Origin of the sequence: Enterovibrio makurazakiensis (assembly GCF_050336585.1) — a bacterium.
Taxonomy (GTDB): Bacteria; Pseudomonadota; Gammaproteobacteria; order Enterobacterales; family Vibrionaceae; genus Enterovibrio; species Enterovibrio gelatinilyticus.
The window spans coordinates 21298-37546 of the sequence record NZ_JAKJSE010000024.1; the positions used below are offsets into that span (position 1 = coordinate 21298).

Below are 16249 nucleotides of genomic sequence, written 5' to 3' on the forward strand. Positions count from 1 at the left end.
ATTGAAGGTGGCGGCACCAAAAAAGGATTTTTAAGATGATCATCGTATTAAAACCCCAAGCGACTGAGCAACAAGCAAAAGCTATTCTGGGCAAAATCGAACAAGCGGGCCTCAAGCCCCTTTATATGCCTGGGGTCGAACGTATTGTCCTTGGCGCATTGGGCGATGAACGCGTATTACAAAAACTGCACTTAGACAGCGACCCTTTGGTGGAAGAGGTCAAGCCAATCCTGTCCAAATACAAAATGGTGTCTCGTGAAGTGCAGGCACACAACAGTGTTGTGCGTATTGGCAATATGCCAGTTGGTGGCAACAAATTCGCGGTAATCGCCGGCCCATGCTCAGTCGAATCCGAACATCAATTGCTGTCTGTGGCAGATGTCGTAAAAAGTCATGGCGCTGGCGCGTTGCGAGGCGGCGCCTACAAACCACGAACCAGCCCTTATGATTTCCAAGGTATGGGCGTTGAAGGTCTCAAATTGCTGAAAAAAGCCAGCGAGGCAACAGGTATGCCCACCGTATCTGAAGTCATGGAAGTGAGTCAGGTTGATTCACTCTGTGAATACATTGATTGCCTTCAAATCGGTGCGCGAAATATGCAAAATTACGGATTGTTAAAAGCGGTTGGCGAAAGTGGCAAACCGGTCTTGTTAAAAAGAGGACTTTCCGCCACTATCGAGGAGCTGTTGCTAGCAGCAGAATACATTTATGATGCTGGCAACCCGAACATTATTTTGTGTGAGCGCGGCATTCGCACGTTTGAAACGGCAACCCGCAACACGTTGGATTTGAATGCAGTCGCTTATATCAAGCAGCGCAGCCACCTTCCAGTGGTCGTTGACCCGAGCCATGGCACGGGTGTTCGCGAGCTTGTGATCCCACTTTCTCGTGCGGCCGCAGCGGTAGGCGCCGACGGTATCATCGTTGAAAGCCACCTCAATCCAGCAGARGCGCTGTCTGACGGACATCAAGCGCTCACCGGAGACATGTTCGCGCAGTTGATGCAGGAACTAAAACCCTTTGTAGAAGCAGCAGGGAGAACGCTGTGAAAAACCACGCTTTAGAACAAGGCGAACTCGACGTACTTAGCCTGGATGTGCCGTACGTCGCCGCTCCGACAGAATTGTATTCGGCGGTCTGCCAAGACCGTCCTTATAGCTTACTGCTCGAATCCGCAGAAGTGGATTCCAAGCAGGACTTAAAAAGTTTGATGCTCATCGATGCCGCCGTGCGTATCGTATGCCGCGACAGAACCGTAGAGCTCGAAGCCAAAACAAAGAATGGTAGAAATGTTCTTAGCGCAGTGGATGCTGAGCTTTCTAAGCAAGGTTTGGCGGTTGAGTCGCAACGTACTGATGATTTACTAACACTTCATTTTCCTGAGGAAAACCGCACTCTGGATGAAGACGCACGTTTACGTCAGCCTTCACCCTTTGATGCGCTACGTTTAGTTCAACATGCTTTTAATCTGGATGGATTGCCTGAACAAGCACTCATGATCGGTGGCTTGTTTGCCTACGATCTCGTTGCACAATTTGAGCCTTTACCTGAGGTAGATTCAGGTAATCAATGTCCAGACTACCTGTTCTATGTCGCCGAAACATTGTTGGTGATTGACCACCAGCGGCGCCATGCCACCCTTCAAGGTACGCAGTTTGGCGGTGCAGAAAACACCGAAACGTATTTCGATCTTAGCCGTCGACTACAAGCCATCAAAGAAAGCTGCCTGAACCCTACTCCAATGCCAAATGCAGAGGTAGTAGATACTTCTCACCTCGACATCTCTGTCAGCGATGAAGATTTCTGCGCGGCAGTGGACGAACTCAAACAGTACGTGGTCAAAGGTGATGTGTTTCAGGTCGTGCCGAGTCGTCGATTCACACTGCCTTGCCCTTCTCCACTGAATGCGTATTTGAAGCTCAAACAAGGCAACCCAAGTCCATACATGTTCTACATGCATGACACAGACTTCACCTTATTTGGCGCCTCTCCTGAAAGCGCACTTAAATACAGCAAAGATACCAACCAAGTAGAGATTTACCCGATTGCAGGCACGCGCCCTAGAGGTAAAAATCCAAATGGGTCAATCAACTTAGATTTAGACGGTCGGATCGAGCTAGAACTGCGCAATGACACCAAAGAGAAAGCCGAGCACATGATGCTGGTTGATTTGGCACGTAACGACGTAGCACGCATCAGTGAACCGGGAACTCGTTATGTTGCAGACCTATTGAAAGTAGACCGCTACAGCCACGTTATGCACCTCGTGTCCCGCGTTGTAGGTCAATTACGTAATGATCTGGATGCCCTTCACGCTTATCAAGCGTGTATGAACATGGGCACATTAACGGGCGCACCAAAGATTCGTGCTATGCAGCTGATTCGACAGTTCGAGAAAAGCCGTCGAGGTAGCTACGGTGGCGCAGTGGGTTACCTAACCGGTCACGGTGACATGGACACTTGTATCGTGATTCGTTCTGCGTACGTTGAAAATGGTATTGCTCAAATTCAAGCAGGTGCTGGCGTGGTTTTCGACTCCGTTCCTCAAGCCGAAGCTGATGAAACACGCGGAAAAGCGCAAGCTGTATTGACAGCAATTCGAGCAGCACACTCAGGAGGTGCACAATGAGCCAAGTCATTAATGCACACATCGTGCTGATCGATAACTTCGACTCTTTCACATATAACTTGGTCGATCAGTTTCGTTCATTGGGTTATCCAGTGAAGATTTACCGCAACAGTTTGTCCGCAGAGCAAATTGAGCAAGCCGTTAGTGAGCTCACTAACCCTGTTGTGGTGCTGTCCCCTGGCCCAGGTGCGCCATCAGAAGCAGGCTGCATGCCTGCACTGATCCAAAAACTGAAAGGCAAAGTGCCAATGATTGGTATTTGTCTTGGCCAACAAGCCATCACAGAAGCCTATGGCGGCGTGGTTGCTGGCGCGGGTGAAATTGTCCACGGGAAGGCATCCCAGATGACACATAACGCTCATGCCGTATTTGGCGACATTGAAAGCCCGCTCACCATTGCACGCTACCACTCGTTGGTTGCCACCAAGGTACCTGACTCACTGGATGTGATTGCAGATGTGGAAGGCTTAGTCATGGCAGTCGTGAACGACGCCGATCGTGTGGTCGGTTTCCAATTCCATCCAGAGTCAATTTTAACAACGAAAGGCGCAGACCTTCTAACAAATACAATCAACTGGGCGACACAGCCGCGCTGATGGACGACAAGACAAGGAGAGTAAACATGGACGCAATTATTAATAAGCTTTACGAACAAGAATCTCTGTCTCGTGAAGAAAGCCATCAGCTGTTCGACACCATTATCAAAGGTGAAATGGACCCTATCCTGTTGGCGGCAACGTTAACATCGCTAAAAATTAAAGGCGAAACGCCAGAAGAAATCGCGGGCGCGGCATCTGCATTAACGGAAAATGCAAACCCGTTCCCGTCACCAGACTATGATTTCGCTGACATTGTTGGCACTGGCGGTGACGGCTCTAACTCCATCAACATTTCCACGACAGCCGCCTTTGTTGCCGCAGCCTGTGGTGTAAAAGTTGCCAAGCACGGTAACCGAGGCGTATCGAGCAAATCCGGCTCTTCCGACTTACTTGCCGCTTTTGGTATTGATTTAGCTATGAGCCCAGAAACGGCACGCGGCGCATTGGATGATTTGGGCGTATGCTTCTTGTTCGCTCCGCAATATCACAGCGGTGTTCGCCACGCGATGCCTGTTCGTCAAACCATGAAAACACGCACCATCTTTAATTTGTTAGGCCCATTAATTAACCCTGCAAAACCAACGCTGGAATTGATGGGTGTCTATGACAAAGCCTTGGTAAGACCGATTGCAGAAACCATCAAAACCCTTGGCCTGAAACGCGCAGCGGTTGTTCACGGCAGTGGGCTTGATGAAGTCGCGATTCACGGTGAAACCACGGTGGCTGAGATTAAATATGGCGTGATCACCGAATACACGCTGACACCGGAAGATTTCGGCGTTAACACCCACCCTCTCAAATCCATTGAAGGGGGCACGCCAGAAGAGAACCGGGAAATCATCACACAGATCTTACAAGGCAAAGGGACAGAAGCACAGCAAAGCGCGGTTGCCGTTAACGTTGCACTTCTACTTCGCCTGTTCGGGCATGAAGATCTGAAAGCAAACACGCAAAAAGCGTTAGATGTGATGAACAGCGGTAAACCTTTCGAACTTGTTCAGCAACTTGCGTCACGGAGCAACTAATGGAAACGGTACTAGCAAAAATTGTTGCGGATAAGCGCATTTGGATTGAAGCACGCAAAGCGGCACAACCGCTAGACACCTTCATCAACGAAGTCGTCCCAAGTGATCGCAGTTTTTACGATGCGCTTTCAGGCAAGCCAGCCAAGTTTATCTTGGAATGCAAAAAGGCCTCGCCATCAAAAGGCCTGATCCGTGATGACTTCGACTTGGATTACATCGCCAGCGTATACGGCAACCACGCCGCGGCGATTTCTGTCCTGACAGACGAAAAGTACTTCCAAGGTAACTTCGATTTTCTGCCACAAGTCCGCGGTCAAGTGCCTTGCCCAGTACTGTGCAAAGATTTCATGGTAGACACCTACCAAGTCTACCTCGCGCGTTTTCATCAAGCTGATGCCATTTTGTTGATGCTGTCTGTGCTCAACGACGACGAATACCGTGAGCTGTCTGCACTCGCGCATGAACTTAACCTCGGTGTGCTGACAGAAGTCAGTAACGAAGAAGAACTGGAACGCGCCATTGCACTTAACGCAAAAGTGGTTGGCATAAATAACCGTAACCTTCGCGATCTAAGCATCGACCTAAACCGTACGAAGCAACTCGCACCGCGTTTGTCTGAAGACACCATCGTGATTTCAGAGTCAGGTATCTATACCCATCAACAAGTGCGTGAGCTTGCACCTTTCGCCAACGGCTTCTTGATCGGCAGCTCGTTAATGTCAGAAGACGATGTTGAACGTGCGGTACGTCGAGTGCTTTACGGTGACAACAAGGTTTGTGGCCTTACACGCGCAGAAGATGCAAAAGCGGCTTATGACGCCTACGCCAATTACGGCGGCCTGATTTTTGTAGAAAAATCCCCTCGCTTCGTAGACGTGGAAGCGGCTCGAAAAGTCATGGAAGGCGCACCGCTTGCTTACGTTGGCGTGTTCCAAAACCATGAACTTTCAGAGGTTGCTGAGACAGCAAACGCACTATCACTGTCGGCAGTTCAGCTACACGGCAATGAAGATGGCGACTACGTGAAGGCGCTGCGTGAAGCATTACCAAACGACACTCAAATTTGGAAAGCCCATGGCGTGAGCGATACTGCTCCCACTTTGGAAGCCAATGCCGACAGAAACCTTTTCGATAGCCGCGTGGGAACACAAAGCGGCGGAACAGGCAAAGCGTTTGATTGGTCCCTCATTCCCGAGGATCGCAAAGACACCGTCATGATTGCAGGTGGCCTTTCAGAAGAAAACGCAAAAGACGCAGCACAACTGGGCTGCGCAGGACTCGATTTCAACTCTGGCGTCGAAAGCACGCCGGGTATCAAAGATAAACAAAAATTGGACGCTGCATTCTCAGCGCTTAGAGATTACTAAAGGACAGTTATGACTAAGTTGAATGCCTACTTCGGCGAATTTGGTGGTCAGTACGTACCACAAATCTTGGTCCCAGCACTGGACCAGCTAGAACAAGCGTTTATTGATGCGCAAAGTGACCCAGAATTTCAGAAGGAATTTATTGGCCTTTTGGAAGAATACGCAGGTCGCCCTACCGCACTGACGCTGACGCGCAACCTGACCAAAGGCACCAAGACCAAGCTTTACCTAAAGCGTGAAGACTTACTTCACGGTGGTGCCCACAAAACCAATCAGGTTTTGGGTCAAGCTCTGTTAGCAAAGCGTATGGGCAAGAAAGAGATCATCGCTGAAACAGGTGCGGGGCAACACGGTGTCGCAACAGCACTGGCTTGTGCTCTGCTAGATTTGAAATGTCGCGTTTACATGGGTGCAAAAGACGTAGAACGTCAAAGCCCGAATGTATTCCGCATGAAGCTAATGGGCGCTGAAGTGATTCCAGTTCATTCAGGCTCTTCAACCCTAAAAGATGCCTGTAACGAAGCCCTACGCGACTGGTCTGCAAGCTATGAAGATGCGCACTACCTATTGGGTACGGCAGCAGGTCCTCACCCTTTCCCGACCATAGTACGTGAATTCCAAAAAATGATTGGTGAAGAAACCAAGCAACAGATTTTGGAACGCGAAGGTCGTTTGCCTGACAGCGTCATTGCCTGTGTAGGCGGTGGTTCAAATGCGATCGGTATGTTTGCTGATTTCATCGAAGAATCTGATGTTGGCCTGATTGGTGTTGAGCCAGCAGGTTTAGGCTTGGACACAGACCAACACGGCGCACCACTCAAACACGGTAAGCTGGGGATCTTCTTTGGTATGAAATCACCACTGATGCAAGACCCGAATGGTCAGGTGGAAGAATCGTACTCCATCTCAGCGGGTCTCGACTTCCCATCTGTTGGCCCTCAGCACGCGCATTTGAATTCCATAGGCCGTGCCGAATATGTCGCGATTACCGATGATGAAGCGCTTGATGCTTTCCAAGAGTTGGCGCGACATGAAGGAATTATTCCTGCATTAGAATCAGCACACGCCTTGGCATATGCGCTGAAAATGGCACGCGAGAACCCAGAGAAAGAACAATTGTTAGTGGTTAACTTGTCAGGTCGTGGAGACAAGGACATCTTCACCGTGCACGACATTTTGAAAGAAAAAGGAGTGATGTAATGGCTGCGACCTTGTCTCACCGCTATGAAGCGATGTTTGAAAACCTCGATGCCAAAGGTGAAGGTGCCTTCGTTCCTTTCGTGACCATTGGCGATCCAAACCCAGCGCAATCACTAAAGATTATTGAAACCCTTGTGGCAAATGGTGCAGACGCACTGGAGCTGGGTATTCCTTTTTCTGACCCATTGGCTGATGGGCCGACGATTCAAGGTGCAGCAATTCGTGCATTGGATTCAGGTACCACACCAGACAACTGCTTTGACATTCTGCGCCAAGTGCGTGAAAACCACCCTGAAATCCCTATGGGTCTGTTGATGTACGCAAACTTAGTGTTTGCGAACGGTATCGACAACTTCTACGCAAAATGCGCCGATGCCGGTGTGGATTCGGTATTGATAGCCGATGTGCCAGCAGGCGAATCGAAAGAGTTTCGTGATTCAGCGGCAAAGCATGGTGTTCATGCCATTTTCATTGCGCCACCGAATGCAAACGAAGACACATTGAAAACCATTTCAGAACTTGGCGGCGGTTACACCTATCTGTTATCTCGCGCTGGCGTAACAGGTGCAGAAACCAAAGCGGGTCAACCGATTGATCACTTGCTGAAGAAACTTAGCGATTACGGTGCGCCTCGCCCACTTCTTGGTTTCGGTATTTCCGAGCCGTCACAGGTGAAAGAAGCTATCGCGGCAGGCGCTGCGGGTGCCATTTCAGGTTCTGCCGTTGTCAAAATCATTGAGCGAAATGTTGATGACGAAGCCACCATGCTGAAAGAGCTCGGTGAGTTTGTGGTTAACCTGAAAGCCGCGACCGTCAAATAGCAAACCGATATTTCTAGTGTCACCATCAATTGGTGGTACTTGACGGTCATATTGCCTAAAAGGTCAGCAGCAATGCTGGCCTTTTCTATACCAAGCGACCATTCACGTTTTATCTAAAGCAAGATTTCTGTAAACTTCGTTATAACGCTTAAAGCCCCCACACAATGACAATTTCATTTTAATGGGAAGCAAACAAGGACAAGTACTTGCATGAAACAGCTCCTCGACTTCATCCCATTAATTATATTCTTTGCACTCTACAAGATGTACGACATCTACACCGCAACAGGTGCGCTAATCGTTGCAACGATTCTTCAAGTGATCTTGACGTGGGTTCTGTACAAAAAAGTAGAGAAAATGCAGATCGTCACCGCAACATTGGTCGCAGTGTTTGGCGGTATGACACTCTTTTTCCACGATGACAATTTCATTAAATGGAAAGTGACCATTGTCTACGCCTTGTTTTCTGTCGGCCTGATTGTTTCCCAAATCATGGGGAAACCATTGATCAAAGGTATGCTTGGCAAAGAAATCACTCTGCCTGAGCCTGTGTGGCGTAACATCAACAATGCTTGGGTTGCCTTCTTTGCTGTGCTGGGGGTGCTTAATGTCTATATCGCTTATACCCTGCCGTTGGACGTGTGGGTCAACTTCAAAGTATTTGGCTTAATGGCGATCACATTGGCGTACACGCTGGCTACAGGGGTATATATTTACAAGCATTTACCCAAAGACACCGATTCAGAATAATGAATATGGGCAGCATCATCTGCCCAATTTCGCGACTTAAACACCTCATCTCGGAAGTAGTAAGATGTCGGAAACAAACAATTGCCCACGTGGTCAACTATTGCTGCGTACATTGGCGATGCCCGCTGATACCAATGCCAATGGCGATATTTTTGGCGGCTGGATCATGTCTCAATTGGATTTGGCTGGTGCCATTTTGGCGAAAGAAGTCTCCCACGGTCGAGTTGTCACCGTCTCTGTCGAAGAGATTGTATTCAAAACCCCAGTATCGGTCGGTGATGTCGTATGCTGTTACGGTGAATGCACCCGTATTGGGCGCACGTCCATGAGTGTTAGCCTTGAGGTATGGATCAAGCCCGTCGCGACCGATGGCGTGGGTCAGCGGAAGAAAGTCTGCGAAGCAACGTTCAATTATGTGGCGATTGATGGTGACGGCCGCCCAAGAGCGATAAATAAGTCATAAATCAGACAATAGCGTCAGCATGAATCTTTAGCCTTGCTTACAATAGGCCAATGAAACAAGAAACGAATTAACGCGGAGAGAACACGGATGTGGTACGTCATTTTTTCACAAGATGTTGAAAACAGTTTGCCATTACGCCTACAGGTAAGAGAGCAACATTTAGCACGATTGCGCGAATTGGATTCACAGGGACGCTTATTAGTTGCTGGCCCTAACCCTGCCATCGACAGTGAAGACCCAGGCGAAGCGGGATTCACAGGTTCAACCGTTATCGCAAAATTTGATAGCCTCGACGATGCAAAAGCATGGGCTGATGCTGACCCTTATATCGACGCTGGCGTCTACAAAGACGTTATCGTTAAACCTTTCAAGAAAGTGCTTCCAGCCTAACTGGCTGACAGCAAACGCATAGGACCCTGTAATGCGAAAATTTTCTACAACAGGTCGAATCGCTTTAGCTGGTGCCGTTGCACTGATGCTATCTGCTTGTTCGACTACCTCAGATCAAGAAATCGCTGAATCGTTCGCAGAGCAACGTGCCGACATACTCAGCAAAATTGTTCCAGTGAACATGAACGGTTATAACTTGGTCCGCGCTAAAGCCAACGGCTCTGAGATTGAACTCACCTTACTTTACGCAGAAAGCGGTGACGTTGCGCCAGCTGCTCTGGTCGAAAAATTGAAAAAAACCTACTGCACGGACAACGAAATTCTGTCTCTGCTAGAGAAAGGCGTGAGTTACAAACTGTTGGTGAGAGATGCTCGCGGACGCCCAGTATTTGATCGTGTAATATCGGCAAACGACTGCACTGCGTCATAAGTTTTCAGCGTATTCTCGATATAAAAAATCCCGCTAATGCGGGATTTTTAACGCTATTACAAACGTCTCAATCGATATCGTGCCATCAGTGTCGAAGAAATATCACGCTCACGGCGCCTGAAAGCCAAGAATAAATGACATCACTTTTTCACGGGGCATTTCACAGGGTTTGAGTGACCAGACATCATCGATCAAATACAAGTTTCCGCTGATGAAATCCTTGCCTGATAACGACTCTGCAAACACTTTTACCGCATGACCATAACGTTTTATCGTCAATCCCCAACGACCATTTTGGTAGATCACCTCATGATGACCTGACTCCAATTCACTGATCCGTTGAAAAGCGTCCATGTTGTGTCTCCGCCATTAACCCTGACGTTTAAAGTGCATCACTTTCAGCGCGCTGTCTGTATCAATATCTTCAAATTCTGGCGGATTATCTAAACGAGAAACAAATTCAAACTCAGGTGCGCACTCAGCCATTTGTTCCATCAAGAAACTTGGCTGAATATCTGGTGCATTAACACATGCCAGCACGTCCCCACCTTTTTCAACAAGATCAGGTAAGCGACGCAATATCTTTGCGTAGTCCTTAGTCAACACGAAGCTGCCTTTCTGGAATGAAGGCGGATCGATAATGACCAGATCATATGGGCCATACTTTTTAACTTTGCCCCATGATTTAAATAACTCATGCCCCAAGAACGCCACTTGATTGAGGTTATGTTGGTTGAGTTGGTGGTTTTCACGACCACGAGACAATGATGACTTTGCCATATCTAAGTTAACGACTTGGTCAGCCTTTCCTTCAACCGCGGCAACAGAGAAACCACAGGTATAAGCAAATAAGTTCAGCACACGTTTATGCTTGGCGTTGTTTTGCACCCACTCTCGCCCTAAACGCATATCAAGAAACAGCCCATTGTTTTGGCGTTTACCCAAATCCAACTTATAAGTAAGCCCATTCTCAATCACATTGATTTGCTGTGGTTGCTCACCCACTAAGGTCTCTGTTTCAGCGCCTTCACGGTCACGGTGTTGTAAAACTACCGTTGTGCCACCAGCGTTCTTCCATATGTCGCTCTGGCAAAATTTTTCTATTCCATCCCGAAGAGCTCGATAGAACGAAGGGTCAGCCTCTTTAAAGATCGCAATTTGTAGAACACCTTGTCCCAGCCAATCAGCTGTGATCTGCTCAAGGCCTTCATAGCAACGACCACGACCGTGGAAAACGCGTCTAACTTCATTCCCACACGCTTTGATTCGCTCAGAAACAACATCAAAAAACGTATCTAATGCATCAGGATTCATCATGATTAGTTTCCTTTGGCTCATCGTTAACAAGGCTAGACAGTTCAACAGGTGCGCCGCTCATCTGGAGGTTATAGAATTCACAGTTACGGCGTGTACGTGTGCGGGCGACTTTCTTTTTATGCTGTCGTCTAATATTCGCCAACGCCCACAGGCGAGATTGTTTCAAGCTACGGTTCTTACTGCGAGCATGTTGCATGCTTATCTCCAACGCTCTCCATCTAAGGAGATCCGTGGCCTGTAAAACACAGACCACCACGATTATTTTTTATTAGGTAATTTTGGCCACGACAACGCAGACGGTGTTGACCACTCTTCGGGAAGCATCGACCACATTTCGCCAACTGAGGGAGGCAAGAGAAATTCAAAGCGCTCTCCGGCATGCTCAAACTGTAATCCATAGGCATGTAAGTAACCTCGATCAGCCGTTGCACCACCGTAAATCTCGTCCCCCAAAATCGTTGCGCCTACACTTTTCAGTGCTACACGAATTTGATGCGTTTTCCCCGTATGCGGTTTGCATAAAAACAAACGACGACCTTCTCCGCCCGCCGTTGAAAAAAACTGAGTAACCGCTGGATTAGTTTTGCTAGGCAGCAATTTCCACATTGAACGACGGCTTTTCGTCATATCACCAATGATGATGCCCTGCTTTTTGGTTGGCTTTTTCGCGGACACCGCCACATAAAATTTCTGCACTGTCTTTTCAGCAAACATTTGAGAAAGCGAAGATGCAGCAGCTTGATGACGCCCAAGCAGCAAAAGCCCAGATGTCATTTTATCAAGTCGATGGATCAGATAGAGCTGCTTATCACCGGTGTGCTTTGCGATTTCGGCGAGTAAAGGTTGCTCATTGTCGTCTTTATGAACACTGATCCCCGGATGCTTGTCGATGACAAGAAAGTCTTTATTTTGAAAGACCAGACTAAACATGCCTAATCCCATTGTTGTAAGTCATAGATGTGTGATGAGTAATTGAATCAGCGCCGAGTGTAAACGGAATGGCGCTCTGGGAGAAGTCGCTGGTAGTAGAAAGACRAAATCCCCAGCATGCTGGGGATTTTATACCCAAACAATCTGAATATGCAGGATTCAGATTGATTGGGCATATTTACCAAAGAATTTATTTCAGCAATGGCCAGAAAAACACAAGTGCCATCAAGATTGGGCAAACTATACGTACATAGGTCGGCCACACTTTCCAAAACACGCTGTTTGCTAATTCTGGGCTTCCTTGACTTAGCTCTTCCAACACTTGGTTACGTTTCCAGATCCAGCCAGCAATCAATGCCATTATCACACCTAAAATCGGCTGCATATATTCCGTCGTTACACTGATCACCGTACCAAACATGCTGCCAAAGTTGAAAATGATGACCGCTGAAAATAACGCGATTGCACCGCCTACCCACCAAGACACGGTCTTACGGTCTTTGTTGAGTTCCTCTGATAAACACGCAACGGGGACTTCAAGCATTGAAATCGATGACGTCAGCGCCGCAATGACCATCAAGGCAAAGAAAGCAACACCAACAACCAAACCCGCACTCCCCATGGTATCGAACATGGCAGGAAGTACGTTAAATACCAAGGTATCACCATCTAACAATGCGCCGCTTTCGCTGTAGATCTGTACGCCATTCTTTTGCGCCACAAACATGGCTGGCAAAATCAACAGACCCGCGACAAACGCAACACCGGTATCAAGCAGTGCGACTTGAGCAGCCGTCTTTGGAATATCCGCATCTTTACGCAAGTAAGAACCGTACACCATCATGGTACATACACCGATGGAGAGCGAGAAAAAGGCTTGCCCCATCGCGCTCACCATAAGATCGGGCGAGAAGTGAGATGTATCAGGGACAAGGTACATTTTCAGGCCATCAATCGCGCCAGGCTGAAACAAGGTATAACCAACCATCGCAATGAACAGCACAAACAATACCGGCATCAAACGGGTCGACCACTTTTCGATACCGTCAGCAACGCCATTGCGTACAACCAAGATAGTCAGCACCATGAACACCGCCATCAGCACTAGGTTTCGTTCAGTGCTAAAACCTTCAAGCCAAGCCGCTGCATTTTCGAACCCGGCAACGCTCAGTAGAGGGCCAATCAGGAAGCCAAAGAACCAGCCTGCGACAATCGCGTAAAAGCTCAAAATACCACTCACACCCAACATGCCAGCAATACCGACCGTTGACCCAAGCGCCTTGTTCTTCGGTGCAACAGAAATTAAAGAACGAATAGGGTTAGATGCACCAAATCGGCCGATTGTTAGCTCTGCCACTAACAATGGATATGCCAAAATGAAGACCATGGCCAAGTAGGTGATTAAAAATACGGCGCCGCCATTACTGGCCGCCTGAGTGGGAAAGCCCCAAATATTACCTAAACCAACGGCAGACCCTGCCGCCGCCAAAATGAATCCTAATCGGGAGGAAAACTGGGCTCTGTTACTGCTTGCCATACACACTCTCTAATACAAACGATGATGTTGATATCCATACCCAGCGTCTACTGCCAGTCCATGGCACTCCCCTGCCCAGTGATGTAAACTTATTCTTACACTGGACAGGTGACCCGTTTTCGAAACGAGCATGGCAAGTAAACCAGTTCTGAATTAAAATTTGAAGCGTTCGCGCTATATTTTTCTTTCAGGCGATATATACCTCCAATTAACACCCCATCATCGTTACTTTATAAATCAAATAATCACACAAAAAATTAACAACAGGCATTTCGTTGTCACACCTCACACGTAATTATTCATGTTTGCTACTTCGAGACACTAAATTCAGTGCATAGTGAGAGTGTTCCCTCTATATTGGATAACGTCTTGAACTAAATAGATTGATATGGAACAGATTTATCAGATCCTCGTATGGGCTAGTGTTTTCTTTTATTGGTTGCTCATCGCAGGTGTAACCATCCGAGTTGTGCTCAAACGGCGAGCTTTGGGTGTATCAATTGCGTGGCTGATGATCATCTACATTATTCCTATCGTGGGGGTCATTCTTTACTTGCTCTTCGGCGAGCTGAACTTAGGTCGTAAACGCGCTGAGCGAGCCAAATCCATGTTTACACCCTACCTTCGTTGGCTTGAAACACTCAACGAATGTGAGGCTCATCGCCCCCACCATCACAGTTTTCTAGCAAGGCCCGTCCACGACTTATGTTTACGCCGAGCAGGCATTCCTGCACTTGCTGGCAACCAACTCTCTTTGCTTAGTGAAACCAACGACATTTTGCGCAACATTGCTCAAGAGGTTAAACAGGCAAAGTCCTCTATCAATATGGTGTTCTACATTTGGCATCCCGGTGGGCACGCTGATGATGTCGCCCACGCAATTTGTTCCGCGGCAAAGCGAGGTGTCACTGTTCGAGTACTGCTTGATTCTGCAGGTAGCAAAGCGTTCTTTAGGAGCCACTGGCCGGATTCGATGCGTAAAGCAGGCGTCGAGTTAATCGAAGCACTGGCCGTCAGCCCAGCCCGTATGTTTTTGCGCCGCTTGGACATTCGTCAACATCGAAAAGTTGTCATTATCGACAATAAAATCGCATACACTGGCTCCATGAACATGGTCGATCCACGTTTCTTCAAACAAGATGCGGGGGTTGGGCAATGGGTTGATATCATGGTTAAGGTAGACGGTCCGTCAGTACCGATCCTAAACAGTATTTTTGCGTGGGATTGGGAGTTTGAAACGGGCCTTCGCTATCTGCCTGATCTTCCTCAATGCAGCCTCATCGAACAGCACCAACATGCGAATCATTCAGTACAAGTTGCTCCCTCTGGCCCTGGTATGCCAGATGGCATCATCCAACAAGTACTTATGCTAGCCATCCACCAAGCGAAAAAAAGCCTCACGATAACCACCCCATATCTGGTGCCAAGTGAGAGTCTGTTAAGCGCACTCCAAACCACCGCTCAACGTGGTGTTACCGTCAACATTATTATTCCTGCGAAAAACGATAGCCTCATGGTGGATTGGGCGAGCCGATCATTTTTTAATGACCTGCTGCGCGCTGGTATTAATATCTATCGATTTAACGGCGGTTTACTGCATACAAAGTCAGTCATGGTTGATGACAATTTTTGCTTGATGGGTACAGTAAATCTCGACATGCGCAGCTTGTGGCTGAATTTCGAACTCACTCTATGTGTTGACGACCCAGACTTTTGTGAAGAAATGATCGCTATACAGCAGTCTTATATCTCTGACTCCTCGATTGTGAGCCTAGAGCAATGGTCAAAACGCTCAATACTCAACCGCCCAATCGAGCAATTTTTCTACATGTTCAGCCCACTACTTTAAAAAATATTGATGTCGCTTCCATTTTTTGCCGTGAGCATTGTGATATTTGGCTTAAAAAAGTGTTACGCACATCACGATTTATGTTTATTTACAAATATTTAAGTACAATATAAACATTCGATTCGGTTGACATAAGATTGATATTTCACCGCCAACGGTGACAAATCAGGCGACGATATACACAAGCCATCTCATCCATAAGACAGATGAATTTCTAAGCTAAACATAAGCCCTTTTAATTCAGTTAATTAGACTTAAATATTTGTAAATCCTCACCACTCCATACTCTCACTTAGAGAGTGTCTAGCAGGTTAGACTTCTTCTTGAAGTCAGCGGTAATATGCGCGCCTCTTTCCACACATTTTTAGATAGTGACTATCGTGTATATTCAATCGGAGCTCAGCTCTTTGTGTCGGCTGATTGCCCTTAAATCTGAAAAACGAGCGCAAGACTGGCTTGAGAGCAAGGGAATTTGTATCAGCTCTGAGCAAGCAATCACCATTATGGCTGTCTCAAAAGAGAATGAGCTTCGCCAAGGTGATTTGATGGGCATGCCGTATCTAGCCAGTGAGAAATCGAAAGTCAGCCGTATCGTTCAAAGTCTCGTTATGGAAGGTTATGTTCTGCGACGCGATGACTTGAATGACCGACGCTCAAAAATCTTAACATTGACAGACAAAGGCCTCTCAATGGCAGAGCAATTAGAGCAGACAGAGCTCTTTAACAGAGAATTAGTTAACAACCTATTTTCGCAAGAAGAAATGTACACGATCCAAACATCACTGCAAAGAATCGCCAGCGCGATGTGACGCCAAAAAGCCTGACCTGGCGTCAGGCTTTTTAACTATCTACGATAGAAATTCGTCAAAAAGCACCCCACTTCTACCTATTTCCTCGTCCCAAATTACCGCATTCAATACGAGAAAAAAGTTTCATTTATGC

At 47.5% G+C, this 16249-nt stretch carries 18 protein-coding genes; 13 read left to right on the forward strand and 5 right to left on the reverse strand.

Going from position 1 to position 16249, the window contains the following annotated elements:
- The first annotated feature begins 35 nt into the window (after positions 1 to 35).
- The 11 genes from aroF to gspS2 all read left to right on the forward strand — a co-directional run bounded on the left by aroF (position 36) and on the right by gspS2 (position 9674).
- A complete protein-coding gene (aroF, locus tag L4D06_RS18150; RefSeq protein WP_429740632.1) occupies positions 36 to 1049 on the forward strand; it encodes a 3-deoxy-7-phosphoheptulonate synthase in 1014 nt (337 codons plus the stop codon).
- On the forward strand, positions 1046 to 2629 hold the full coding sequence (locus L4D06_RS18155) for an anthranilate synthase component 1 (RefSeq protein WP_429740633.1): 1584 nt from the start codon (positions 1046 to 1048) through the stop codon (positions 2627 to 2629). Before aroF ends, L4D06_RS18155 begins: the two co-directional genes overlap by 4 nt.
- Entirely contained in the window at positions 2626 to 3225 is a 600-nt protein-coding gene (locus L4D06_RS18160) for an aminodeoxychorismate/anthranilate synthase component II (protein ID WP_274166868.1), read from the forward strand. Before L4D06_RS18155 ends, L4D06_RS18160 begins: the two co-directional genes overlap by 4 nt.
- Before the next feature lie 26 nt (positions 3226 to 3251).
- Complete coding sequence (trpD, locus tag L4D06_RS18165; protein WP_429740634.1) at positions 3252 to 4253, forward strand: anthranilate phosphoribosyltransferase; 1002 nt, start codon at positions 3252 to 3254, stop codon at positions 4251 to 4253.
- Positions 4253 to 5620 (forward strand): bifunctional indole-3-glycerol-phosphate synthase TrpC/phosphoribosylanthranilate isomerase TrpF, encoded by a 1368-nt coding sequence (gene trpCF / locus L4D06_RS18170; protein ID WP_429740635.1) that lies wholly within the window; start codon positions 4253 to 4255, stop codon positions 5618 to 5620. The genes trpD and trpCF overlap by 1 nt, the downstream gene beginning before the upstream one ends.
- 9 nt (positions 5621 to 5629) lie before the next feature.
- Positions 5630 to 6820 (forward strand): tryptophan synthase subunit beta, encoded by a 1191-nt coding sequence (gene trpB / locus L4D06_RS18175; protein WP_274166865.1) that lies wholly within the window; start codon positions 5630 to 5632, stop codon positions 6818 to 6820.
- Positions 6820 to 7641 (forward strand): tryptophan synthase subunit alpha, encoded by an 822-nt coding sequence (gene trpA / locus L4D06_RS18180; RefSeq protein ID WP_429740636.1) that lies wholly within the window; start codon positions 6820 to 6822, stop codon positions 7639 to 7641. Before trpB ends, trpA begins: the two co-directional genes overlap by 1 nt.
- 210 nt (positions 7642 to 7851) lie before the next feature.
- Entirely contained in the window at positions 7852 to 8391 is a 540-nt protein-coding gene (locus L4D06_RS18185; protein ID WP_429740637.1) for a septation protein A, read from the forward strand.
- Between the two features lie 64 nt (positions 8392 to 8455).
- Entirely contained in the window at positions 8456 to 8854 is a 399-nt protein-coding gene (gene yciA, locus L4D06_RS18190) for an acyl-CoA thioester hydrolase YciA (protein ID WP_274166862.1), read from the forward strand.
- Positions 8855 to 8941: 87 nt separating this feature from the next.
- Positions 8942 to 9244 carry a YciI family protein gene (locus L4D06_RS18195; protein WP_274166861.1) on the forward strand — a complete coding sequence of 101 codons (303 nt, stop codon included), beginning with the start codon at positions 8942 to 8944 and terminating at the stop codon, positions 9242 to 9244.
- Between the two features lie 31 nt (positions 9245 to 9275).
- Positions 9276 to 9674 carry a type II secretion system pilot lipoprotein GspS-beta gene (gspS2, locus tag L4D06_RS18200; RefSeq protein ID WP_429740638.1) on the forward strand — a complete coding sequence of 133 codons (399 nt, stop codon included), beginning with the start codon at positions 9276 to 9278 and terminating at the stop codon, positions 9672 to 9674.
- A 108-nt stretch (positions 9675 to 9782) separates the two neighbouring features.
- Here the strand turns inward: gspS2 and L4D06_RS18205 are convergent, their stop codons facing one another.
- The 5 genes from L4D06_RS18205 to L4D06_RS18225 all read right to left on the reverse strand — a co-directional run bounded on the left by L4D06_RS18205 (position 9783) and on the right by L4D06_RS18225 (position 13458).
- Positions 9783 to 10028, reverse strand: coding sequence for a hypothetical protein (locus tag L4D06_RS18205; protein WP_429740639.1), 246 nt, complete (start codon positions 10026 to 10028; stop codon positions 9783 to 9785).
- A 15-nt stretch (positions 10029 to 10043) separates the two neighbouring features.
- Entirely contained in the window at positions 10044 to 10988 is a 945-nt protein-coding gene (locus L4D06_RS18210) for a class I SAM-dependent methyltransferase (protein ID WP_429740689.1), read from the reverse strand.
- On the reverse strand, positions 10978 to 11187 hold the full coding sequence (locus L4D06_RS18215; RefSeq protein WP_274166857.1) for a hypothetical protein: 210 nt from the start codon (positions 11185 to 11187) through the stop codon (positions 10978 to 10980). Before L4D06_RS18215 ends, L4D06_RS18210 begins: the two co-directional genes overlap by 11 nt.
- 62 nt (positions 11188 to 11249) lie before the next feature.
- The gene (locus L4D06_RS18220) at positions 11250 to 11921 is read right to left on the reverse strand and encodes a TIGR01621 family pseudouridine synthase (RefSeq protein WP_429740640.1); all 672 of its coding nucleotides are present in this window, start codon (positions 11919 to 11921) and stop codon (positions 11250 to 11252) included.
- A gap of 190 nt (positions 11922 to 12111) precedes the next feature.
- Entirely contained in the window at positions 12112 to 13458 is a 1347-nt protein-coding gene (locus L4D06_RS18225) for a sodium-dependent transporter (RefSeq protein WP_429740641.1), read from the reverse strand.
- Between the two features lie 388 nt (positions 13459 to 13846).
- On the opposite strand from L4D06_RS18225, the gene cls reads away from it, so the two are divergent.
- Entirely contained in the window at positions 13847 to 15307 is a 1461-nt protein-coding gene (gene cls, locus L4D06_RS18230) for a cardiolipin synthase (protein WP_274166854.1), read from the forward strand.
- A gap of 380 nt (positions 15308 to 15687) precedes the next feature.
- Positions 15688 to 16116, forward strand: coding sequence for a MarR family winged helix-turn-helix transcriptional regulator (locus tag L4D06_RS18235; RefSeq protein WP_274166853.1), 429 nt, complete (start codon positions 15688 to 15690; stop codon positions 16114 to 16116).
- Positions 16117 to 16249 lie beyond the last annotated feature (133 nt).